Source organism: Galbitalea soli, from assembly GCF_010686725.1.
Taxonomy (GTDB): domain Bacteria; phylum Actinomycetota; class Actinomycetes; order Actinomycetales; family Microbacteriaceae; genus Galbitalea; species Galbitalea soli.
Map to the genome: position 1 here is coordinate 637,272 of NZ_JAAGWZ010000001.1, position 22,910 is coordinate 660,181.

Genomic DNA, 22,910 nt, shown 5'->3' on the forward strand with positions numbered 1-22,910 from the left:
CGGACTCCACGGCCCGGCCAACACGAAGGTCCATGGTACGCCTGCGCCCCCGCGTGCGCACGGACGCGCATGGAGGAGGATTCCGACACCTAGTATTGATTCGGCTAGTCGATACCCACCAAGGTTGTGACCCGACCCGGTGGCTGGACTAGAACCGACTATCTCAACCAGGAAGAGGTCAAGGGTGACGGTTAACGATCAAGACCCGTATTCGGTGAATCACACCGATCAGGATCCTGACGAGACGGCCGAGTGGAACGAATCCCTCGACGCCGTCGTCGAGGCCCAGGGCCACGAGCGCGGCCGAGAGATCATGCTCAGCCTGCTCAAGCACTCCAAAGACCTGCACCTCGGCGTGCCGATGGTCCCCACCACGGACTACATCAACACGATCGCCCCCGAGAACGAGCCCGCCTTCCCCGGCAACGAGGAGATCGAGCGCCGCTACCGGGCATGGATCCGCTGGAACGCGGCGATCACCGTCCACCGCGCCCAGCGCCCCGGAATCGGTGTCGGCGGCCACATCTCCACCTACGCCTCCTCCGCCGCCCTCTACGAGGTGGGCCACAACCACTTCTTCCGCGGCCAGGATCACCCGAGCGGAGGCGACCAGGTCTTCTACCAGGGCCACGCCTCCCCCGGCATGTACGCGCGGGCCTTCCTCGAGGGCCGGCTCGGCACTGAGCAGCTCGACGGCTTCCGCCAGGAGAAGTCCCACGCCGCCGGCGGGCTGTCCTCCTACCCGCACCCGCGGCTCATGCCGCACTTCTGGCAGTTCCCGACCGTCTCCATGGGTCTCGGTCCCATCAACGCGATCTATCAGGCGCAGCAGAACAAGTACCTGACCAACCGCGGCATCAAGGATGTCGGCGACTCGCACGTGTGGGCCTTCCTCGGCGACGGCGAGATGGACGAGGTCGAGAGCCGTGGCGCCCTGCAGCTCGCCGCCAACGACGGCCTCGACAACCTGACCTTCGTGATCAACTGCAATCTGCAGCGCCTCGATGGCCCGGTGCGCGGCAATGGCAAGATCATCCAGGAACTGGAGAGCTTCTTCCGCGGCGCCGGCTGGAACGTCATCAAGGTCATCTGGGGCCGCGAGTGGGATGACCTGCTCGCCAAGGACACCGAGGGAGCCCTCCGCGACCTCATGAACCGCACCCCCGACGGCGACTACCAGACCTACAAGGGTGAGAGCGGCGCGTATATCCGCGAGAACTTCTTCGGCCGCGACCCCCGCGTCGCCGAGATGGTCAAGGACTACACCGACGACCAGCTCTGGCAGCTCAAGCGCGGTGGTCACGACTACCGCAAGGTCTACGCGGCGTTCAAGGCCGCGACCGAGCACAAGGGGCAGCCCACCGTCATCCTCGCGAAGACGGTCAAGGGCTACGGCCTCGGCCCGAGCTTCGAGGCGCGCAACGCGACGCACCAGATGAAGAAGCTCACGCTGCCCGACCTCAAGCAGTTCCGCGACGCGATGCACATCCCGATCACGGATGCGCAGCTCGAAGAGAACCCCTATCTGCCGCCGTACTACCACCCCGGTGAGGGCGACGAGGCGATCCAGTACCTGCACGAGCGCCGCCGCGCGCTCGGCGGGTACGTGCCCGAGCGCCGCAGCAAGTACACGCAGATCACGCTGCCCGAGGAATCGGCCTATGCGATCGCGAAAAAGGGGTCGGGCAAGCAGGAGATCGCCACGACGATGGCCTTCGCCCGACTGCTCAAAGATCTGCTCAAGGCGCCGAACTTCGGCAATCGCGTCGTTCCGATCATCCCGGATGAGGCGCGCACCTTCGGAATGGACGCGTACTTCCCCACCTCGAAGATCTACAACCCCAACGGCCAGCACTACACCTCCGTCGACCGCGAGCTTCTGCTCGCCTACAAGGAGAGCCCGCAGGGCGCGATCGTGCACGTGGGCATCAACGAGGCCGGCGGTTTCGCCGCGTTCACGGGCATCGGAACGTCGTATTCGACGCACGGCGAGCCGCTCATCCCGGTCTACGTGTTCTACTCGATGTTCGGATTCCAGCGCACCGGCGACGCGATGTGGGCGGCGGGCGACCAGATGGCGCGTGGCTTCATCGTCGGCGCGACCGCGGGTCGCACCACGCTCACGGGCGAGGGCCTCCAGCACGCCGACGGCCACTCGATCCTGCTCGCCTCCACCAACCCGGCTGTCGTCGCCTACGACGCCGCGTACGGCTACGAACTCGGTCAGATCGTGAAGGCCGGTCTGGAGCGCATGTACGGCGGCCAGCATCCCGATCCCAACGTGATGTACTACCTCACCGTCTACAACGAGCCGATCGCCCAGCCTGCCGAACCCGAGAACCTGGATGTCGACGGGCTGCTGCGGGGCATCTACCTGCTCGCGCCGAGCGCGCAGCAGGGTCCGAAGGCGCAGCTGCTCGCGTCGGGAGTGGCGGTTCCGTGGGCCCTCGAAGCCCAGGAGCTGCTCGCGCGCGACTGGGGCGTCTCCGCCGACGTCTGGTCGGTCACCTCGTGGACCGAGCTGCGTCGCGACGGTCTCGCCGCCGAGGAGTTCAACTTCCTCAACCCCTACAGCGAGCCGCAGGTGCCCTATGTCACCCGCAAGCTCGCGGGCGCGGCGGGCCCCTTCGTCGCGGTCACCGACTACATGCACGCGGTGCCGGACCAGATCCGGCAGTTCGTGCCCGGCGACTACGCGACACTCGGCGCCGACGACTTCGGATTCTCCGACACCCGTGCCGCGGCACGGCGGTACTTCAAGATCGATGGGCCCTCGCTCGTCGTCCGCACGCTGCAGGCCTTGGCGAAGCGCGGGGAGATCGACCGCCTCGTCGTCGGTGCGGCCATCGAGAAGTACCGACTGCACGACGTCGCGGCCGGCACCACCGGATCCGCGGGGGGCGAGAGCTAGCCTCCCGTGGCGCCCAAGACGAAGGAGCAGACGCTCGCGTGGCTGCGCACCATCTCCGGTGAGCTGTCGACCGCGACGCTGAAACGACTCGAGGACACGCTGCCCTGGTATGGCGACATGCCGCCGGGGCGGCGGTCCGCGGTCGGACTCGTGGCGCAGGCGGGCATCACCTCCTTCATCAGCTGGTTCGACGACCCCACCTCCACACCCTGGATCGCGGCCGATGTCTTCGGCGCCGCGCCGCGCGAGCTGCTGCGCTCGGTGAGCCTGCAGCAGACCCTGCAGCTGATCCGCATCACGGTGGAGGTGGTCGAGCAGCGCGTCAAAGACGGCGACGACATCCTGCGCGAGGCGATCCTCCTCTACTCGCGCGAGATCGCCTTCGCCGCCGCGGACGTCTACGCGCGCGCCGCCGAAGCCCGTGGCCTGTGGGATGCCCGGCTCGAGGCACTCGTCGTCGACTCCATCCTCAGCGGCGAGTACGACAACGAACTGCCGAGTCGCATCGCCGCCCTCGGCTGGAACGGCCACGGGGAGGTCTGCGTGCTCGTCGGCACCACGCCGCGGGTCCTCGACGTGGACCAGTTGCGCCGCACCGCCCGCCACCTCGACGCCGACGTGCTCATCGGGGTGCAGGGCAACCGATTGGTGCTCGTGATCGGTCGGGCGGAGCCCGCCCCGGCCGAGGGCGACGACGCGAAGCCGCCGTTGCCGTTCCTCGAGATCGCGAAGCAACTGGAGCCCGGTTTCGGCCCGGGTCACCTCGTACTCGGCCACGAGGTGGCGACGCTCGTGGATGCCTCCAAGAGCGCGCGCGCCGCCCTGGCCGGCTTCGCGGTCGCGCGATCGTGGCGGAACGCTCCGCGCCCCACTCTCGCCGACGATCTGCTGCCGGAGCGAGCCTTCGCGGGCGATCCACTGGCCCGGTCGACGCTCATCAACCGCATCTACAAGCCGCTCCAGTCCCACTCGACCGAGCTTCTCAGCACCCTGTGGTGCTACCTCGACAACGGGCGCTCGCTCGAGGCGACGGCGCGGGAGCTGTTCGTGCACCCGAACACGGTGCGCTACCGGCTCAAGCGGATCAGCGAGGTCATCGGCTGGGACGCGACGGGGGCGCGCGAGGCACTCATCCTGCAGGCGGCCCTCATCGTCGGCTCGATCGCCGACCCCGATCCGGCGCGCCGCCGCTGACGGGTGCGCCCGGGCGCTAGCTGCAGTGCGGATCCGCAGCGGGCAGCGCGCCGTGTAAGAGATAGTCGTCGACGGCGCCGTCCACACAGTCGTTCCCCTTGGCGTAGGCGGTGTGCCCGTCGCCGTCGAAGGTCACGAGGTGCGCGCTCCGCAGTTGCCTGCTGAGTGCGACGGCGTCCTCGTAGGGTGTCGCGGGATCGCGGGTCGTCCCCACGACGAGGATGGGGCCGGCGGTCGGCGCGTGGATCGGCGTGGGGAAGAAGCTCGGTCCGTAGGGCCAGTAGGCGCAGTCGGCGTCGCCGTAGGCCTCGTAGATGCCGAGAACGGGCGCATCGTGCACGAATTGCTCTGCGGCCTGGCGCATCTCGATCACGTTGAACTCCGACCCGTACTCGAGGCAGTCCACCGCGTGACCGGCGACCGTGGACTGATCCTCGTACCGCCCTGATTCGTCCCGATCGTTGTAGTCGTCGGCGAGGCTGAAGGCGGCATCGGCCCGTCCGCGTGCGGCCGCCCGGAGGGCATCGTTGAGGTCGGGCCAGGTGTCGGTCGTGTACAAGGCACCGGTGATGGCGACCGCGAGCGTCGCATCTCCGAGGAGGCGGCCGTCACTCGCCCGCAGGGGATGCGCCGCAACCCGGCCCAGGAGGGCCTTGATCTCGCCCATGCCCTGGTCGACCGTGCCGTGGACGGCGCAGCGCCGCCCGTCGGTCGCGATCCGGCGCGAGTGAGTGCAGGCCGAGACGAAGGAGCGCAGCGCGTTCTCGAAGCCGACCGCCTGGCTCGTGTCGGGGTGCGCGGGCCTGGCCGCGACATCCGGTGTCTGCCCCGACCCCAGGCTCTGGGTGTCGACCATGTCTTCGTCGCCCTCGAAGGGCGAGAGACCCGCCGGAGTGTCGTCAGAAGAACCGCTCCACGGATCCTCGGCGCCGTCGAAGACGAACCTGCCGACGCGCGTGGGGAAGAGCCCCGCATAGAGCGTGCCGAGATAGCTGCCGTAGGAGTAGCCGAGGTAGTTGAGGCGCGACTCCCCGAGCGCGGCGCGGATCACGTCCATGTCGCGTGCGACGCTGATCGAGTCGACCTCGGCCAGGAGGTGTCCCGTGTTCTCCGCGCAGGATTCCGAATAGGCTCTCGCCCGCGCGATGTCGGCAGCGATCCAGCGGTCGGAGCCGATCGGCCCCGGCAGGATCCCGTACAGGTAGCGATCCATGCCGGCCGAGTCGTAGCAGGTCACGGGTGTCGAGGCTCCCACACCCCGCGGGTCGAAGCCGATGACGTCGAAGTGCCGCGCGATCGTGCTGTCGACGGCGTCGAGGACGGAATCCTCGATCATCGCGGTGCCGGAACCGCCCGGCCCACCGGGGTCGACGAGCAGCGAACCCGTGCGCGTTCCGCTCGCCGGATGCTTCACGAGGGCGACGTCGATCCGCGGCCCGCTCGGCCGGAACCAGTCGAGCGGCTCGCTCACCGTCGTGCACAGGAGTCCACTGTCGCAGTGATTCCAGTGCAGCTTCTGCGTGTAGAAGGGCTGGGTCTCAGCAGAGATGGCGGAGGCGGGTGCCGCCTCGAAGGAGCCGGCCGCGTCGCCCACGACCTTCGACAGCACGGTCGAGGTCGAGACGACGGCGACGACGACGCCGATCGTGATGAGGGTGCTCCGCCGGATGCGGGGTCGCCGGGGCGGGGGCGGCGGCCACTCGTTGTCCATTCCTCGAATCTACGGGCTGTGGCGGCTCGTCACACCCCGCCCGATCGGGGTACATCGACGCCCGCCGGGGCCCGTTCGTACGCGAAATGCACAACGAATCGGCAAATGTTTGGACGGATGTGACAGCGAAGCACCCCGGGAAGTTGGCAGACTGGTGCAGTGATCGTTGTCGTTGCGCCCGGGCAGGGCTCCCAAACCCCCGGGTTCCTCGAACCCTGGCTGGCCGAATCCCGTTTTCGTGAGCACCTCGGGGAGATCTCCGAGACGGTCGGCATCGACCTCGTCGCCCACGGCACCACGAGTGACGCGGACACCATCCGCGACACCGCCGTGGCGCAGCCGCTCATTGTTGCGGCGGGGCTCCTCGCCCTGCAGGGGCTCGACCTCGACACGCATCGACACCTGGTCGGCGGCATCGCCGGACACTCGGTCGGCGAGGTCACCGCGGCCGCCGGCGCGGGAATCCTCAGCGAGGAGGACGCCCTCATCCTCGTCCGCGAGCGGAGCCGTGCCATGGCGCAGGCCGCCGCGCTGGAGGCGACCGGCATGAGCGCGGTCCTCGGCGGTGACGAGGATGCCCTGCTCGCCCGCCTCGTCGAACTCGGGCTCGAACCCGCCAACTTCAACGGCGGCGGCCAGATCGTCGTCGCCGGTGCGCTCGACGCGCTCGCCGCGCTGCAGGCCGACCCGGTCCCCGGCACCCGGGTGATCCCGCTCCAGGTGGCCGGCGCCTTCCACACCCGATACATGGCGCCCGCGGTGGACCACCTGCGCACCGTGGCCGCGACGATCGCGACGCGCGAGCCGAGCATCCCGATCTGGACCAATCGCGACGGCAGCGCGGTCGCCGATGGTCGTGAGTTCCTCGACCTTCTCGTGGGCCAGGTCTCTTCGCCCGTGCGGTGGGACCGGACAATGGCCGCGATGGCCGACAGCGGCGTCAGCGGCATCATCGAGCTCGCGCCCGCGGGCGCGCTCGTCGGCCTCGCCAAGCGCGCGTTGAAGGGCGTACCGTCGGTCGCAGTGAAGACCCCCGACGACCTCGCCGCCGCGCACGACCTCATGAACGGTAAGTAATGGCCCACCCCACCCTCAAGCAGTCCAGCGGTGCGCAGTTCACGCGCATCTACAGTTACGGAGCAGCGCGCGGCGACCTCGTCGTTCCCAACGAGGAGCTGATCGAGCCCATCAACTCGAGTGACGAGTGGATCCGCCAGCGCACCGGCATCGTCACGCGCACCCGCGCCTCCGCGGGTCTCAGCGCCGTGGACCTCGCCACCGAGGCGGCGACCGAGGCGGTCTCGAAATCCGGTCTGGCGCCCGAGCAGATCGACCTCGTCATCGTCGCGACCATCAGCAATATGCAGCAGACGCCGTCGATGGCGGCGGTCGTCGCCGATCGCGTGGGCGCCAACCCCGCCGCCGCCTACGACGAGAACGCCGCGTGCGCGGGCTTCAGCTACGGGGTCACCCAGGCCGACGCCCTCATCCGCGCCGGAGCGGCCCACTACGCGCTCGTCATCGGCGCCGAGAAGCTCTCCGACATCGTCGACCCCACCGACCGCACCATCTCCTTCCTGCTCGGCGACGGCGCCGGCGCCGTGGTCATCGGGCCGAGCGACACGCCCGGCATCGCGCCCGCCGTCTGGGGCTCCGACGGCTCCAAGGCCGGCGCGGTCGGCATGAACGCGACCCTCACGGAGTACCGCGACGGCGCTGGCGAGGTGCCCTGGCCCACGCTCCGGCAGGAGGGGCAGACCGTCTTCCGCTGGGCGGTCTGGGACATGGCGAAGGTCGCGCAGCGCGCGCTGGACGCGGCCGGCATCACGAGCGATGATCTCGCGGCGTTCATCCCCCACCAGGCGAATATGCGCATCATCGACGAGTTCGCGAAGCAGCTGAAGCTGCCCGCGCACGTCGTGATCGGGCGCGACATCGAGACCACCGGCAACACCTCCGCCGCGTCGATCCCCCTCGCCACCCACCGGCTGCTCGCGGAGCATCCCGAACTGAGCGGCGGGCTCGCCCTGCAGATCGGCTTCGGCGCGGGGCTCGTGTTCGGCGCCCAGGTCGTCGTACTCCCCTAATAAGCTATTCAACGGTCATACGACACCCCCAAGGAGATAAACAATGGCATTGTCCACCGAAGAAGTTCTCGCAGGTCTTGCTGAGCTGATCAACGATGAGACCGGCATCGCAACCGACACGGTCGAGCTGGACAAGTCCTTCACCGACGACCTCGACATCGACTCCATCTCGATGATGACGATCGTCGTGAACGCCGAAGAGAAGTTCGACGTGAAGATCCCCGACGAAGAGGTCAAGAACCTCAAGACCGTGGGTGACGCCGTCAGCTTCATCACCGCGGCGCAGGGCTAGATTCCAGCACCCACGGCTGGTCGGTCCGGGCAGTTCACCTGACCGACCCGCCCGTGAGTGCGCCCGCGGCACCACGCAACACCCACAGAGAGAACGTTCTATGACCAAGAAAATCGTTGTCACCGGGATCGGCGCCACCTCCCCGCTCGGCGGCACCGCCCACGACTCCTGGAAGGCCCTGCTCGCCGGCGAGTCGGGAATCTCCACGCTCCATCAGGACTGGGTCGCCGCACTCGACCTCCCGGTGACTTTCGCCGGGCAGGCGAAGGTGCGCGCCGAGGAGGTCCTCGAGCGAGTCGAGTACAAGCGCCTCGACCCCTCCAGCCAGTTCGCCCTGATCTCGGCTCGCGAAGCGTGGGCGGACGCGGGCTCGCCCGACGTCGATCCCGCCCGTGTCGGTGTCGACTACTCGACGGGGATCGGCGGCCTGTGGACTCTTCTCGACGCGTGGGACACCCTCAAGGAGAAGGGTCCCCGACGCGTGCTGCCGATGACGATCCCGATGCTCATGCCGAACGCCGCGGCGGCCGCGATCAGCATGTCGATCCCCTCGCGCGCGTTCGCCCGCACCGACGTCTCGGCCTGCGCCTCGAGCACCGAGGCGATCTCCAACGCCTACGACCACCTCCAGCAGGGGCTCGCGGACGTCGTGATCGCGGGCGGCACCGAGGCGGTCATCCACCCCCTGCCCATCGCCGCCTTCGCCGCGATGCAGGCGCTCTCGAAGCGGAACGACGATCCGGCGACCGCCTCACGCCCCTTCGACGTGACGCGCGACGGCTTCGTGCTCGGCGAAGGTGCGGGCACGATCGTGCTCGAGACCGAGGAGCACGCACTGGCGCGCGGAGCCCGCATCTACGCGGAACTCGCCGGCGGTGCGGTCACGAGCGACTCGTACCACATCACCGCTCCCGACCCCGAGGGGAACGCGGCGGCGCGCGCCATGAAGGCCGCGATCGCTCAGGCGGGTGCCGAGCCGAGCGATGTCGTGCACGTCAACGCGCACGCGACGAGCACGCCCGTGGGCGACGTGGCGGAGTACCGCTCGCTGCTGCGCGTGTTCGGTGACCACCTGCCGAACATCGCGGTCTCTGCGACCAAGGCCGCGACGGGCCACCTCCTCGGTGGGACCGGCGCGCTCGAGGCGATCTTCACGATCCTCGCGCTCCACGAGCGAACCGCGCCGCCGACGATCAACGTGACCGAGCAGGATCCCGAGATCGTGCTCGACGTCGTCACCTCGCCGCGGTCCCTCGGCGACGGCCCGCTGCTCGCGCTCAGCAACTCCTTCGGCTTCGGCGGCCACAACGCGGTCGCCGCCTTCCGCAGCTACCACTGAGCCGCCGCACCGCTCGACCACGAGCCCGGCCACCCCGCACGAAAAGGGTGGCCGGGCTCGTCGTTTGGGGGGGGATGTGACGAGCCCGACCACCGCGCGGCACCTAGCCGGTTCAGTGGGATCGGGGGGGGGTTACCCGACCTTGTGCAGCCAGACGACCTGGCTGGCGTCGCTCGCGTGCCGGAACGCCTCCAGCTCGTCGTCCCAGGCCTGCCCGAGGGCGAGGCGGAGTTCACGATGCAGTTCGAGCGCGTTGGAGCCCGCGACCTCCATGGCGTAGCGGACGCGGTCCTCCGGGACCACGACGTTGCCGACCGTGTCGGTCTGGGCGAAGAAGATGCCGAGGTCGGGAGTGTGCATCCAGCGACCGCCGTCGGTGCCGAGCCCGGCGTCCTCGGTGACCTCGTAGCGCAGGTGCTCCCAGCCGCGGAGGGCGGACGCCAGACGAGCGCCGGTGCCCTGCGGGCCCTCCCAGTAGAACTCGGCGCGCTGGGCGCCCTTCAACACCGGCTGGTCATCCCAGGCGAAGTTGACCGCCCTTTCGAGAGCGCGACCAGCAGCCCATTCGATGTGTGGGCATAGCGCGCGCGGCGCAGAGTGAACGTACAGCACTCCGCGAGCAGTTGGTGCAGACACGTTTTTCTCCATTCGGTTAGGTGCGACTTCCCCATCGACCTGACGAATGGAACAAACGTGCTTCGTTTGAATTATGGCTGATGATGCGAGGGAATCACAAGGGTGTGATTATGCGGATTCTCGCCGTTGCCTAGACTCTCTGGGGAGCATCATCACGATCACGAGGGAGCCGGATGAGGATCGCCATCGTCAGCGACTTCTTCCTCGACTACATCGGGGGCGCTCAGACCTCGATCCAGGAGCAGCGACAGGCCCTCGAAGACGAGGGGCACACGGTGTTCCTCGTCTCCAGCGCCCGCCTCCCCCGCGGCCGCCGGATCCGCCTCCGCGAGCGGACGCTCGAGATCAAACCGGCCTGGGTAGTGCCGGGCGTCATCCTGCCCGTCGTCGGTGCGCGTCGCGCCCTCGTCGCCTACCTCGCCGAGTACCTGGCGCGGGAACGCGTCGACGTGGTGCACCTGCAGACCGAGTTCGGCCTCGCGCACGCGATGACCCGTGCCGCCCGCACCCTCGGGATCCCCGTCGTTCACACCGTGCACACCTTCTACTGGCAGACCGAGGGCTGGTGGCAGGGACTCATCGCACCCCTGCTGCGACTGGGACTCGAGAACGTGACCGAGACCCGCTTCAGCCGACTCGAGTTCACGCCCCGGGCGACCGACAACCTGCTCCGCAACCTCACCCTGACGATGGCGCGAGAGGCCGACGCGCTCGTCTCCCCCTCCGATCATCAGGCGCGGGACCTCGCCGCCGCGGGCGTCACCGCGCCGATCACCGTCATCCCGAACCCGGTCGCGCGGTCGCCGCGACCCGCCACCCTTCTCGGCGAGGAGCAGCTCTCTCCGCCCCGCCTGCTCTGGGTGGCGAGGTGCGAGCCGGAGAAGCGTCCACTGGTGTTCGTGGAGGCGGCCCTGGAGGCACGTGAGCGCAGCGGCGGCGCCTTCGAGGTCGACTTCGTGGGCGATGGCGCACTGCTCGCTCAGGCGCGACGACTCGTGCACGGGCAGCCCTGGTTCCGCTTTCACGGGGTGCTCGATCATCCGGCCGTCATCGACCTGATGGATGCCTCGGCGCTCGTGGTGCTCACCTCCTTCGGCTTCGACAACCAGCCCATGACGATCGCCGAGGCGATCAGCCGCCGGCGCGGGGTGCTGTACTGCGACCCGCAGCTGGGCGAGGGGCTCGCCCACGCCGGTCACCTCTCCGCGACGCCGGACGCGCACGGACTGGCCGACGCCATCGTCGAGCTGGTCGGCGACCCCGGCGCGCTGCGGCGACTCTCCTCGGGCGCCGTCGACGACGCCGCCACCTTCGCGCCGCGGGTCTACGTCGATCACATCACCGCGGCGTACGCCGCCGCGCGTGCGCGTCTGGCCGAGCCGGCCCCGCGGAGCTGAAGGGTGTCGGTCAGACACGTCATCCTGGCGATCCTCGCCGAGGCGCCCCGCTACGGGAATCAGCTGCGCGCCGACGTCGACGAGCGCACCGGGCACGCGACCCCGGTCAACGTCGGCCAGATCTACAACACGCTCGACCGCTTGGAGCGCGATCGCCTGGTCGAGAAGCTCGCCCCGGACGGCGACGGACAGTCGAACTACCGCATCACCGCGGCGGGGCGCGCGGAATTCGAGCGCTGGCGCGACGAACCCGGGATGCCGGACGCGGGCGAGCGCGATGAGTTCGCCGAAAAGGTGGTGGTGCTCCTCTCCCTCCCCGGGTCCGACCCGCACGCGGTCATCGATCGCGCACGTGGGGCCGCCCTGGAGAGACGTGCCGCTCTCGAGACGGAGGCGCCGCGCGACGCGATGCGGCGGCGAATGCGGGATGCCGCGATCGAGCTCAGCGAGGCACGGCTGCGGTGGCTCGAGGCGCTGGCCGCCGAGCTCGCGGCGGAGTCCGCGGCGGTCCCGCTGTCGACCGCGGTGCCCCGGCGCGGACGCCCCCGCAAGGCCGTCACTTAGCCGAGCCGTAGTCGTCGACGATCGCGACGGTGAGGGGGAACTCGATCGGGAGGCCGCCGAACAGCAGGCGTCCGGCCTCCGCCGCGGCCTCGACCACCTCAGCGGCCACCGCATCGGCGAGCTCGGCCGGCGCGTGCACGACGACCTCGTCGTGCAGGAAGAAGACGAGGTGCGGTTGCTCGGTGATCCACTTAGGCGTGCCCAGCCGCGCGAGGCGCCCGCGAAGGCTGCCCATCCAGCACAGCGCCCACTCGGCCGCGGTGCCCTGCACGATGAAGTTGCGGGTGAATCGGCCCCACCCGCGCGCCTGACCGCGGGCGCGGGACTGCGACGCCTCGCTCGACGCCTCGCCATAGGCCTCCGCCTGCGCCAGTCGCCAGTCCTCCCCCGGCCTGGGCGAGGAACGCCCCAGACGGGTCGAGACCACCTCGCCGCGCTCGCCGCGCCGGGCCGCCGACTCCACGAGGGCGATCGCGCGCGGATACGCTTTCGCCAACTGCGGCATCAGCCGCCCGCCCTCGCCCTGGGTGGCACCGTACATCGCGCCCAGAAGGGCGACCTTCGCGTGCTCGCGCGTGTCGATCGCCCCCGACGCGACGATCCCCGCGTAGAGATCGCCCGCCGACCCGGCCTCGATCATGTCCCGGTCGCCCGCCATGGCCGCGAGGATGCGCGGCTCCAGCTGAGCGGCATCGGCGACGATGAGCTTCCACCCCGGATCGGCGACGACCGCGCGTCGGATCTGCTTCGGCAGTTGCAGCGCACCGCCCCCGCTCGTCGCCCAGCGGCCGGTGACCACCCCGCCGACCACGTAGTCCGGACGGAATCTGCCGTCGTGCACCCACGTCTCCAGCCAGTGCCAACCGTTCGCGCTGGCCAGCCGGGACAGCTTCTTGTACTCGAGCAGCGGTGCGATCACCGGGTGGGGGATCTTGCGCAGATCCCACGACCGGGTGGAGGGGGCGAGAACTCCGCCCCGGGCCAGACCCTTGAGCAGCTCGGCGGGTGAGTCGGGGTTCAGATCGGGCACGTCGATCAGTCGGCGCATCTCGTCGAGCAGGGACTGCAGGCGGGCCGGGCGCTCGTCGGCGACGGGACGCGGGCCGAGGAGGTGGTCGAGCAGCTCGCGGTGGACATCCGCCCGCCAGGGCAGCCCGGCGTACTGCATCTCGGCCGCGATCAGCGACCCCGCCGACTCCGCCGCGAGCAGCCGGGCGATTCGGCCGGGCTCCGCAGAGCCCGCGACCGCGAGCCGCTGCAGTGACCACTCCGCGACCGGATCGACGTCGGCCTCGGACGGCCGGGCGTTGCGCGAGTCGTCGAGCTCGAAGAGCGCGCCATCGGCGGCCCGCACCGGGGGCGGCGGCGCGTCCCAGTATCCGGCGGGCAGGGTGGCGAGCGCCGACCCCGTCGTCAGCTCGGATGACCGCAGAATCGCGTGCGACAGGCGCAGGTCGACACAGCGCTCCACCCGCACCAGCGCCGCCAGGAGCGCCGGATACCACCGGTCGGTGTCGCTCCAGACCCAGCGCACCGGCTGCTCCGCCTGCCGTCGGGCTACCTCCGCGGGAAACTCCGCGCGCGGGATCGTGGAGAAGGGCGGCGCCTCCGCGAGGTCGGGCGCACCGGAGACGGGGGTGAGCCTCACCCCGTCCGGGTGCTCCGCGACGACGACATCCACCCCCTCAGTCTGCCCGAGGCCGGCGACACCGCCGGGCCGGTTCAGTCGAAGGGCCTGGCCGAGTCCATGAGTCGCGAGCGGATCAGGAAGCGCACGCCCTCGGGCGCCTCGACCGAGAATCCGCTCCCCCGTCCCTTCACCACGTCGACCGTGAGGTGCGTGTGGCTCCAGTACTCGAACTGCTCGGCCGACATCCAGAAGTCGATGGGCTGCGGCGCGCCGGGCGTGCCGATCTCGAAGGTGCCGAGCCGCACATCCCGGTCGGAGGTGATGAAGTCGCCCTGGGGGTAGCACATGGGCGAACTGCCGTCGCAGCACCCGCCGGACTGGTGGAACATGAGCGGGCCGTACTGCGCCCACAGCTGTCGCAGCAGCTCCACGGAGACGTCGGCGAGCGCGACGCGCGACTGGGTCTCCCCCGCGATGGTGACGGTGGAATCGAGCATGAGTGCCTCCGTTGCTCAGGGTACGGCGGCCGGGTCTCCCTGGCAGGATCCCGGCCGCCGAGTCGGTCGGGTGTCGCGACCGGCTTACCACGGCCGCGACACCCGGATCGGTCGGTTTAGAAGAAACCGAGCTTGTTCTCGGAGTAGGAGACGAGAAGGTTCTTCGTCTGCTGGTAGTGATCGAGGGCGAGTCGGTTGTTCTCGCGCCCGATCCCCGAGCTCTTGTAACCTCCGAACGCCGCCCCGGCGGGGTAGGCGTGGTAGTTGTTGACCCAGACGCGCCCGGCCTGAATGTCGCGACCGGCCCGGTAGGCCACGTTGCCGTTGCGCGACCAGACGCCCGCGCCCAGACCGTAGAGGGTGTCGTTGGCGATCGAGATCCCGTCGTCGTAGTCGTCGAAGCTCGTCACCGCGACGACCGGCCCGAAGATCTCCTCCTGGAAGAGTCGCATCTTGTTGTGGCCCTCGAAGATGGTCGGGGTGACGTAGTAGCCGTCGGTGAGGTCACCGCCCAGGTCGTTGCGCTCGCCGCCGAGGAGCAGCTTCGCCCCCTCCTTCGTGCCGATGTCGATGTAGCTCAGGATCTTCTCGAGCTGGTCGTTGGAGGCCTGCGCCCCCACCTGGGTGTCGGTGTCGAGCGGGTTGCCCTGCACCGCCCTCTTCGTGCGTTCGATCGCGTCGCCGAGGAACTGGTCGTAGATCGGCTTCTGGATGAGCGCGCGCGAGGGGCAGGTGCAGACCTCGCCCTGGTTGAAGGCGAAGAGAGTGAATCCCTCCTGAGCCTTGTCGTAGAAGGCGTCCTGGCGGTCGGCCACGTCGGCGAAGAACAGGTTGGGGCTCTTCCCGCCGAGCTCCACCGTCGAGGGGATGATGTTCGCACTCGCGTACTGCAGGATGAGGCGACCGGTGGTGGTCTCGCCGGTGAACGCGATCTTGCGGATGCGCGGGCTGGAGGCGAGCGGCTTGCCCGCCTCCACGCCGAAGCCGTTCACGATGTTCACGACGCCCGGAGGCAGGATGTCGCCGATGAGCTCGATGAGAACGAGGATCGAGACGGGGGTCTGCTCGGCCGGCTTGAGGACGATGGCGTTGCCCGCCGCGAGCGCGGGCGCCAGCTTCCACACCGCCATCAGGATGGGGAAGTTCCAGGGGATGATCTGCCCCACGACCCCGAGCGGCTCGTGGTAGTGGTAGGCGGTCATGTCGCCGTCCATCTCGGCGAAGGACCCCTCCTGCGCCCGGATCGCGGAGGCGAAGTAGCGGAAGTGATCGGCGGCGAGCGGCAGGTCGGCGTTGAGCGGCTCACGAATCGGCTTTCCGTTGTCCCAGGTCTCGGCCACCGCGAGCAGTTCGAGGTTGGCCTCGATCACGTCGGCGATGCGCATGAGCACGGCGGCGCGCTCCGTCGTGGAGGTCTTGCCCCAGGCCGGTGCGGCCTTGTGCGCGGCGTCGAGCGCGGCCTCGATGTCGTCGGCGGTTCCGCGGGCGACCTCGGCGAACGGCTTGCCGTTGACCGGGGAGATGTCTTCGAAATACTGCCCCTTCACCGGGGCGACCCACTCGCCCCCGATCCAGTGCTCGTAGCGGGGCTTGAACGTGACTTTGGCGTCCGGGGTGCCCGGAGCGGCGTAGACGGTCATCTGTGTCCTTTGACGTCGTTGTCGTGGAGGTCCTGGTCAGGGCCACGATCGCGACGCTACGCGCGGGACGGTTGCGCGCAGGTTGCAAAGAGTTGCACGGGCTACCGCCGCGAGAGTTCACCCTGGATGCGCTCGATGCGCGAGACGACGGCGGCGCGCTTGGGCGAGCGCTGGGGAAGACGCCGCAGCGATTCCATCCACACCTCGAGGTCGTAGGCGGCGTCGTCGGTGCGCGCGTAGGCGAGGAGGACATCCACGCCGGCGTCGGCCAGCACGGACTCGCGCAGCACCGAGGCGACCTCCGCGCGGATGGCGAGGATGCCCGGCGCCTCCGATCGCGGGAGAACCTGGCCCGCATACGCCGTCAGGGCCACCCGGTGCGCCCCGCGCTCGAGGAAGGCGAGCACGCGGTGGGCGTCGAGTTCGAGCGATCGCGTGAGGCGATAGGGCCGGGACTCCGGAACGAGTTCGGGGCACGCCCCCTCCAGTACCCGCCGCAGGCGCACCATCTCCGCGCGAAGCGTGGCCACCGAGCCGTCGCGGTCGTAGACGAGCTCGGCGAGCGCCTCCGCCGACAGCCCGCCGCGGTGCCAGGCGAGGAGGGTGAGGATCTCGGCGTGCCGGGTGGAGAGTTCGATGACGCGTCCGCTCACCTCGAGCCGGCCATCCTCGCGCCCCAGGATGCTCAGGAGGGGTGGCCCCTCGACCACCCGCGCGGGCGCGCGACGGGGCGCGCGCACCGGGTGGATGTCGTCGAGCCGTCGGATGCGCAGCTCCGCCTCCACGGCGGCGACCGCCGCCTCGAGCAGGGGCATGGTCGCCGGTGAGACCGCGTCGCTGCCACCCGTTATGTCGATGACGCCGAGCAGCCCGCCCGAGGACGGGTCGTGCACGGGCACCGCGGTGCAGCTCCAGGGGTGCACGATGCGGTTGAAGTGCTCGGCCTGCTGAATCTGGATGCCGTGGTCGAGCGCGAGCGCGGTCCCCGGCGCACTCGTTCCGACCGCCGCCTCCGACCAGTCGGCCCCCTCGACGAAGAGCATGCCCTCGGCCTTCGAGCGCAGCGCGCGGTCGCCGTCGATCCAGAGCAGGCGACCGGACTGGTCGCCGACCGCGACGATGAGGCCCGTCTCGAAGGTGTGCTGGATCAGCAGGCGGTGGATGGTCGGCAGCACGAGCGAGAGCGGGTGCTGGTTGCGGTACTCGCGAAGCTCGTCATCGGAGAGGTCGAGCCCGGGCAGAATCGTGTCGGGGTCGAGGCTTCGAGCGAGCGAGCGCTTCCACGACTCTTCGACCAGGCGGCGCACTCCCGCGCTGGACATGCGCTCGCCCACGATCTGCTCGTGCGCGCGTTCGATCGCGGCGGGATCGAGGACGGGAGTGACACTCCACGGACTCGTCACGGCTGCTCCGATCATCCCCCGATCGACGGCGATGCGGGGTTCAGCCCACCCTAACGCGCGAAGCCGGGCACCGGCTCAATGCAGGAGGGAGCCGTCCTTCTTCAGCACGTTCTTCTCCCCCGCCTCGATCTTCACCGCGAAGCGATTCTGCTTCGGCGGCAGGGGGCAGTTGAAGTTGTAGCTGAAGGCGCAGGGCGGGAGCACCGCCCGGTTGAAGTCGAGGGTGATGGTGCCGTCCGCGTTGGGCGCGAGGAACAGGAATCGGCCCACGCTGTAGGTCTCGTCGCCGTTGGTGGCGTCGGCGAACACCAGCTGAAGCGCGCGGCCCGCCTTGAACGCGGCGAGGTCGTAGTCGACGCCGTCCTTCGTGAAGGTGATGTCGCCGGGAACCACCTCGTCGCGGGTGGCGCCGTTGTCTTTGAGGTGCTCGAAGCCGACCGCCTTCCCACCGGGGATCTCGGTCCACTGCGCCTGGATGACCCAGTCCGGGTTGTAGTCGTAGGCGTCGATGGAGCCGAACTCCTGAATCGCCTCGGACTGCGAGTCCCAGACGCGGAGGGCGTAGTTGCCCTGCTCGCTCGCGATCACGAAGCCGGAGACCGTCTCGCTGAAGCTGATCTCGCTCGGGGAGGGGTCGTCCTTGCCGCGAACGACGACCTCGCCGTCGACGAGCTCGCCGTCGACCGTGATGCCGTCCGCGGCGACCGCCTTCAGCAGGAGACCCGACTGGCCGGCGGGCAGCGGCGCCCAGGTTCCGGGCACGCCCCAGATGGTCTGCTCGGAGTCGATCCACTGGGTGTTCACGAGCGCCAGACTGCCCTTGGGCTGCACCACCGAGAGCTCACGGCGTTCGTGGAACGTCGCGTACTGCTGCTCGGGGGTCGGCGTGGGGGCGGTCGCGGTGTCGGTCATGTCTTCCATCCTTGTCGAGATCCCCCATCTTCGCGGAGGCCACTGACAGCAACGAGCAGGGACACGAATTTATTGCCTGCGATGACGCCCGTTCACAGATTCTCGCGAAGGATGGCGGTGTCGCTCCCGCTCGGCGTCACCTCGACGCTGCGGATCTCCGCCGCAGCGATCGCGGTCGTCGCCACCAGCCCGTCCGCGGGAGCGCCCGTCGAGGTCCAGCTCGCGACGGTCACGCGCCTCCCCGACCGGTCGACCACCACGAGGTCGTACGACTGCGGCCCCCCGTAGGCAGCGCGCGTGCCCGCGGCGCGATATCGACAGGACCACTCCAGCCGCGTCCCCCAGGCCGTCGGCACGACGCGGAGGTCCGCCGTCATCACCGGGGTGCCGACCACCGACATCGCCACCGCGGCGGGGGCGGCGGGGGCGAGCGCCACCACCGCACCGGCCGTCGCCCCTCCGACGAGGGCGACCGCGGCGATCGCCCCGATCACGCGCGCTCGCGTGCGTCGCCGCACCGCCCGGGCGAGGTGGCGCAACGAGGGCGCCGAATCGCCGAGCTGCGGCTCCCCGAGGTGGCGGACCGTGCCCAGCACCGTCTGCTCGCCCGCGGAGGCGGCATCCGAGCCGATCGCGAGCGCGTCGGCCGCGGGAAGGCGGCCGAGGATGCCGGGCAGCCCCGCCAGTTCGGCCACCGCGGCGGCGCACAGTGCGCAGGTTTCGAGGTGCCGTTCATAGCTCAGCCGATCCGCGGGCGCGAGCGCCCCGAGCACGTAGGCGGCGTCCCAGTCGCGGAACCCCTCATGGTCATCGGTCACAGTGTCACCCCCCGCTCCTGCAGTGCGAGCCGCAGGGCACGCAGCGCGTAGTGCAGCCGTGACTTCACCGTGCCCTCCGGAACCCCCTCGCTCCGCGCGATCTCGGCGACCGTCGCCGCGCCGTAGTAGGCGGCGACCACCACGCGGCGGTGCTCGGGCGACAGCGCGGCCAGGGCGTCCTCGATCAACCAGGCGTCCAGAATCTGATCGGTGCGATCGGGCACGCCCGGATCGGGCAGGACCTCGGTCGTGAACTCGCGGGCGTGCCGCGCGCTCCTCCGGTCGTCGATGACGAGGTTGCGGGCGACCGTGAACAGCCAGGCCCGCGCGCTCGAGTCGTCCAGTTCGAGGATGGCCGGCTTCCGCCAGGCGCGCAGAAGGGTCTCCTGTACCACGTCCTCCGTGAGCTGCCGGTCGCCGGTCAGGCGCAGGACGAACCGCGTGAGGGCGGCGGAATGCGTGTCGTTGAGGGCTCGGAGCAGGCCGGCCTGGTCATCCCGCATCGCTCACCTCCACCCTTGTCAACGGGCGACGACGCCCGTCGGTTCAATTGTCGACCGCGATGCGTCTAGCTGAGCCCCGGGAGCGTGATGCTCGTGCCGTGCCGGCCGCAGCTCGTCGCGACCGCGACCAGCTGGCGGAAGAACGGCACCGAGTGCGCGCTGTCGACCGAGCGGGTGTAGCTGGTCGCGAGAGACGCGGCCCTCTCGATGGCGGCCCGCACCTCGCCGTCGGCACCGCGCGCGGCGTCGGTGAGCTGCGCGGGAATCGCCTGCAGTGCCCGTGCCATGTCGGCATCACTCGCGGTGCCCGCCCTGCGGTCGCCGACGACCGTCTCGAGGGCGAGGTAGCTCGCCGCGACGGAGCGGCACGCGGTCGCGGTGGCGGCGTCCGACCGGGCGCTGTTCACGCGGATGACCACCAGCACGACGAGCGCGACTACGAGCACCGCGATCAGCACGATGAGCCGCCCGCGAACGCGACGGGGCCGCCCCTGAATCGGCTCTGCTGTCACGCGAGGATCTCCTGTCGCCCGTCGGGCCCTGCACACTCGGACGCCGGGCACAACCCGTGTCGGTCTGATAGCGAAAGCGTAGCGTGGACGACATGAGCACCCTGCCGAACGAGGAGTGCCCGGAGTGCGGGGGTGTCCTCGACGCGCCGCACGAGGATGCCGCCTACTACTGGTGCCCCGGGTGCGACAAGGGCTGGCTTCACCTCTGACGGGACTTTAGACCCTGTGTGGTGCGCATCGCGCGCTCTACCGTGTGCTTACGTCCCCGTATCCGGGAGCCCACCCGCCGGTACCAGACCCGGCCTGGGCCCAGCTCCCTGCGGTGGCAAGAGGTGGCCGGGCTCGGTGCGGAGATCGGCCCGGTCACCTCGCACTCCGCGCCGCCCATGCGGCGCCTCCCGTGCCCCCGCCCACGGCACACTTCGCCCGCGGCACGCCTCGCTCGCGGCACGCCTGTCTCGCTCAGGCGACGTAGGCCGCGAGGTGCTGACCGGTGAGGGTGACCGGGTTCGCGACGAGCGCGGCCGGAGTGCCCTCGAACACCACCCGTCCGCCGTCGTGGCCCGCCCCCGGCCCGAGGTCGATGATCCAGTCGGCGTGGGCCATCACCGCCTGGTGGTGCTCGATGACGATCACCGACTTTCCGGAGTCGACGAGGCGGTCGAGCAGCCCGAGCAGCGCGCGCACGTCGGCCAGGTGGAGTCCCGTGGTCGGCTCGTCGAGAACGTAGACCCCGCCCTTCTCGGCGAGGTGGGTCGCCAGTTTGAGGCGCTGGCGTTCCCCGCCGCTGAGCGAGGTGAGCGGTTGGCCGATGGTGAGGTAGCCGAGCCCCACGTCGGCGAGCCGGCTGAGGATGGCGTGCGCCGCGGGCACCCGACCCGCATCCGAGGCGAAGAACTGCTCCGCCGCCTCGACCGACATGCCGAGCACCTCGCTGATGTCGCGTCCGCCCAGCCGGTACTCGAGCACCGCGGCCTGGAAGCCCTTGCCCTCGCACTCCTCGCACACCGTGGTCACGCCCGCCATCACGCCCAGATCGGTGAAGATCAGGCCGGCGCCGTTGCACACCGGGCAGGCGCCCTCCGAGTTCGCGCTGAACAGCGCCGCCTTCACGCCGTTGGCCTTCGCGAAGGCGGTGCGGATCGGATCGAGCAGCCCGGTGTAGGTGGCCGGGTTGCTGCGCCGCGATCCCCGGATCGCGCCCTGGTCGACCGTCACGACACCGTCGCGCCCCGACACGGAACCCCTGATCAACGAGCTCTTTCCGGATCCCGCCACGCCCGTCACGACGACGAGCACGCCGAGCGGGATGTCCACGTCGACGCCGCGGAGGTTGTGGTCGCGCGCGTCGCGGACGGGGAGCGAGCCGGTGGGCACCCGCACAGCGGGCTTCACGCCGGCGCGGTCATCCAGATGTCGACCGGTGAGGGTGTCGCTCGCGCGCAGCCCCGCCACCGTGCCCTCGAACATGACCTGGCCGCCCGCGGAGCCCGCCCTGGGCCCCAGATCGACGACGTGGTCGGCGATCGCGATCGTCTCCGGCTTGTGCTCCACCACGAGCACCGTGTTGCCCTTGTCGCGCAGGCGCAGGAGCAGCTCGTTCATGCTCTCGATGTCGTGCGGGTGGAGCCCGACCGTGGGCTCGTCGAACACGTAGGTGACGTCGGTGAGCGAGGAGCCCAGGTGGCGGATCATCTTGGTGCGCTGCGCCTCCCCGCCCGAAAGGCTGCCGGCGGATCGATCGAGCGAGAGGTACCCGAGGCCGATCCGCACGAAGGAGTCGAGGAGCGCCCCGAGGCCGAGCAGCAGGGGCCCCACAGTGGGCTCGTGCAGCCCGCGCACCCACTCGGCGAGATCGCTGATCTGCATCGCGCAGGCGTCCGCGATGCTGACCCCGCCGATGGTGGATGACCGCGCCGCCGCACTCAACCGCGTGCCGCCGCACTCCGGGCAGCTCGTGAACGTGACCGCCCGCTCCACGAAGGCGCGGATATGCGGCTGCAGCGCCTCGACGTCCTTGGAGAGCATCGACTTCTGGATCTTGGGAACGAGCCCCTCGTACGTCAGGTTGATGCCGTTGATCCTGACCTTGGTCGGCTCTTTGTGCAGGAACTCCCGCAGCTCCGGCTCGCTGAACTCCCGGATCGGCTTCGCGGGGTCGACGAACCCCGACTCCGTGAAGATCCGCACCGCCCAGCCGTCGGGCGTGTACCCCGGAATGGTGAGCGCACCCTCCGCGAGCGACTTGCTGTCGTCGTAGAGCTGGGTGAGGTCGATGTCGGTGACGCTGCCCATGCCGTCGCAGCGCGGGCACATGCCGCCCGTGATGCTGAAGCTGCGCCGCTCCTTCACCGTCGCGCCTCCCCGCTCCGTGGTGACCGCGCCCGAACCCGAGATCGAGGCGACGTTGAAGGAGTAGGCCTGCGGGGAGCCGATGTGCGGCGAGGCGATCCGGCTGAAGAGGCTGCGCAGCATCGCGTTCGCGTCGGTCGCGGTGCCGACGGTCGACCGGGAGTTCGCCCCCATGCGCTCCTGGTCGACGATGATGGCCGTGGTCAGGCCGTCGAGGAGGTCGACGTCGGGGCGATCGAGGGTCGGCATGAAACCCTGCACGAAGGCGCTGTAGGTCTCGTTGATCATCCGCTGCGACTCGGCGGCGATGGTGCCGAAGACCAGGGAGCTCTTGCCCGACCCGGAGACGCCGGTGAAGACGGTGAGGCGCCGCTTGGGGATCTCGACGCTGACATCGCGCAGATTGTTGACGCGGGCGCCCTGCACGCGGATGAGATCGTGGCGATCGGCGGGATGCCCGGCCGCGGCGGAATCAGGGGCGATGCTCATGCTGCCCCAGTGTAGGAGCCGCC

At 69.9% G+C, this 22,910-nt stretch carries 19 protein-coding genes; 8 read left to right on the forward strand and 11 right to left on the reverse strand.

Translation table 11 applies throughout. The annotated features are described in order from the left end of the window. Window positions 1-184: 184 nt before the first annotated feature. Window positions 185-2,911 carry a pyruvate dehydrogenase (acetyl-transferring), homodimeric type gene (gene aceE, locus G3T37_RS02980; RefSeq protein ID WP_163471980.1) on the forward strand — a complete coding sequence of 909 codons (2,727 nt, stop codon included), beginning with the start codon at window positions 185-187 and terminating at the stop codon, window positions 2,909-2,911. 6 nt (window positions 2,912-2,917) lie between these two features. Continuing rightward, on the forward strand, window positions 2,918-4,105 hold the full coding sequence (locus tag G3T37_RS02985; protein WP_163471981.1) for a helix-turn-helix domain-containing protein: 1,188 nt from the start codon (window positions 2,918-2,920) through the stop codon (window positions 4,103-4,105). Between the two features lie 16 nt (window positions 4,106-4,121). On the opposite strand, the gene G3T37_RS02990 is transcribed toward G3T37_RS02985, so the two are convergent. Then, the gene (locus G3T37_RS02990; protein WP_163471982.1) at window positions 4,122-5,816 is read right to left on the reverse strand and encodes an alpha/beta hydrolase; all 1,695 of its coding nucleotides are present in this window, start codon (window positions 5,814-5,816) and stop codon (window positions 4,122-4,124) included. A 159-nt stretch (window positions 5,817-5,975) separates the two neighbouring features. On the opposite strand from G3T37_RS02990, the gene G3T37_RS02995 reads away from it, so the two are divergent. From G3T37_RS02995 to G3T37_RS03010, 4 genes are all read left to right on the forward strand, one after another. Next, window positions 5,976-6,893 (forward strand): acyltransferase domain-containing protein, encoded by a 918-nt coding sequence (locus tag G3T37_RS02995; protein WP_163471983.1) that lies wholly within the window; start codon window positions 5,976-5,978, stop codon window positions 6,891-6,893. After that, window positions 6,893-7,903: a beta-ketoacyl-ACP synthase III gene (locus G3T37_RS03000; RefSeq protein WP_163471984.1), complete on the forward strand. Its 1,011-nt coding sequence runs from the start codon at window positions 6,893-6,895 to the stop codon at window positions 7,901-7,903. Before G3T37_RS02995 ends, G3T37_RS03000 begins: the two co-directional genes overlap by 1 nt. A 43-nt stretch (window positions 7,904-7,946) precedes the next feature. Beyond that, window positions 7,947-8,195, forward strand: coding sequence for an acyl carrier protein (locus G3T37_RS03005; protein WP_130981006.1), 249 nt, complete (start codon window positions 7,947-7,949; stop codon window positions 8,193-8,195). Window positions 8,196-8,295: 100 nt separating this feature from the next. Continuing rightward, window positions 8,296-9,534, forward strand: coding sequence for a beta-ketoacyl-[acyl-carrier-protein] synthase family protein (locus G3T37_RS03010; protein WP_163471985.1), 1,239 nt, complete (start codon window positions 8,296-8,298; stop codon window positions 9,532-9,534). Window positions 9,535-9,666: 132 nt separating this feature from the next. On the opposite strand, the gene G3T37_RS03015 is transcribed toward G3T37_RS03010, so the two are convergent. Next, on the reverse strand, window positions 9,667-10,170 hold the full coding sequence (locus G3T37_RS03015; RefSeq protein ID WP_338401157.1) for a DUF3145 domain-containing protein: 504 nt from the start codon (window positions 10,168-10,170) through the stop codon (window positions 9,667-9,669). Between the two features lie 173 nt (window positions 10,171-10,343). Between G3T37_RS03015 and G3T37_RS03020 the strand changes: the two genes are divergently transcribed. Together G3T37_RS03020 and G3T37_RS03025 are read left to right on the forward strand one after the other, a co-directional pair. Then, window positions 10,344-11,567, forward strand: a complete 1,224-nt coding sequence (locus tag G3T37_RS03020) for a glycosyltransferase family 4 protein (protein WP_163471987.1) — start codon at window positions 10,344-10,346, stop codon at window positions 11,565-11,567. A 3-nt stretch (window positions 11,568-11,570) separates the two neighbouring features. Then, complete coding sequence (locus G3T37_RS03025) at window positions 11,571-12,131, forward strand: helix-turn-helix transcriptional regulator (protein ID WP_163471988.1); 561 nt, start codon at window positions 11,571-11,573, stop codon at window positions 12,129-12,131. Here G3T37_RS03025 and G3T37_RS03030 read toward each other — a convergent pair. From G3T37_RS03030 to G3T37_RS03070, 9 genes are all read right to left on the reverse strand, one after another. Continuing rightward, a complete protein-coding gene (locus G3T37_RS03030) occupies window positions 12,124-13,812 on the reverse strand; it encodes a bifunctional 3'-5' exonuclease/DNA polymerase (RefSeq protein WP_163471989.1) in 1,689 nt (562 codons plus the stop codon). The two genes, G3T37_RS03025 and G3T37_RS03030, sit on opposite strands and share 8 nt — an antisense overlap. A 41-nt stretch (window positions 13,813-13,853) precedes the next feature. Beyond that, the gene (locus G3T37_RS03035) at window positions 13,854-14,258 is read right to left on the reverse strand and encodes a DUF779 domain-containing protein (RefSeq protein ID WP_163471990.1); all 405 of its coding nucleotides are present in this window, start codon (window positions 14,256-14,258) and stop codon (window positions 13,854-13,856) included. Between the two features lie 116 nt (window positions 14,259-14,374). Further along, on the reverse strand, window positions 14,375-15,898 hold the full coding sequence (exaC, locus tag G3T37_RS03040) for an acetaldehyde dehydrogenase ExaC (protein ID WP_163471991.1): 1,524 nt from the start codon (window positions 15,896-15,898) through the stop codon (window positions 14,375-14,377). Between the two features lie 101 nt (window positions 15,899-15,999). Beyond that, window positions 16,000-17,316, reverse strand: a complete 1,317-nt coding sequence (locus G3T37_RS03045) for a GAF domain-containing protein (protein ID WP_163471992.1) — start codon at window positions 17,314-17,316, stop codon at window positions 16,000-16,002. Window positions 17,317-17,376: 60 nt separating this feature from the next. After that, window positions 17,377-18,213, reverse strand: coding sequence for a DUF1684 domain-containing protein (locus G3T37_RS03050; RefSeq protein ID WP_163471993.1), 837 nt, complete (start codon window positions 18,211-18,213; stop codon window positions 17,377-17,379). Window positions 18,214-18,305: 92 nt separating this feature from the next. Further along, the gene (locus G3T37_RS03055; protein WP_163471994.1) at window positions 18,306-19,031 is read right to left on the reverse strand and encodes an anti-sigma factor family protein; all 726 of its coding nucleotides are present in this window, start codon (window positions 19,029-19,031) and stop codon (window positions 18,306-18,308) included. Next, a complete protein-coding gene (locus G3T37_RS03060; protein WP_163471995.1) occupies window positions 19,028-19,534 on the reverse strand; it encodes a sigma-70 family RNA polymerase sigma factor in 507 nt (168 codons plus the stop codon). The genes G3T37_RS03055 and G3T37_RS03060 overlap by 4 nt, the downstream gene beginning before the upstream one ends. Before the next feature lie 65 nt (window positions 19,535-19,599). Beyond that, window positions 19,600-20,046 carry a hypothetical protein gene (locus G3T37_RS03065; RefSeq protein ID WP_163471996.1) on the reverse strand — a complete coding sequence of 149 codons (447 nt, stop codon included), beginning with the start codon at window positions 20,044-20,046 and terminating at the stop codon, window positions 19,600-19,602. 462 nt (window positions 20,047-20,508) lie between these two features. Then, the gene (locus G3T37_RS03070) at window positions 20,509-22,887 is read right to left on the reverse strand and encodes an ATP-binding cassette domain-containing protein (protein ID WP_163471997.1); all 2,379 of its coding nucleotides are present in this window, start codon (window positions 22,885-22,887) and stop codon (window positions 20,509-20,511) included. Window positions 22,888-22,910 lie beyond the last annotated feature (23 nt).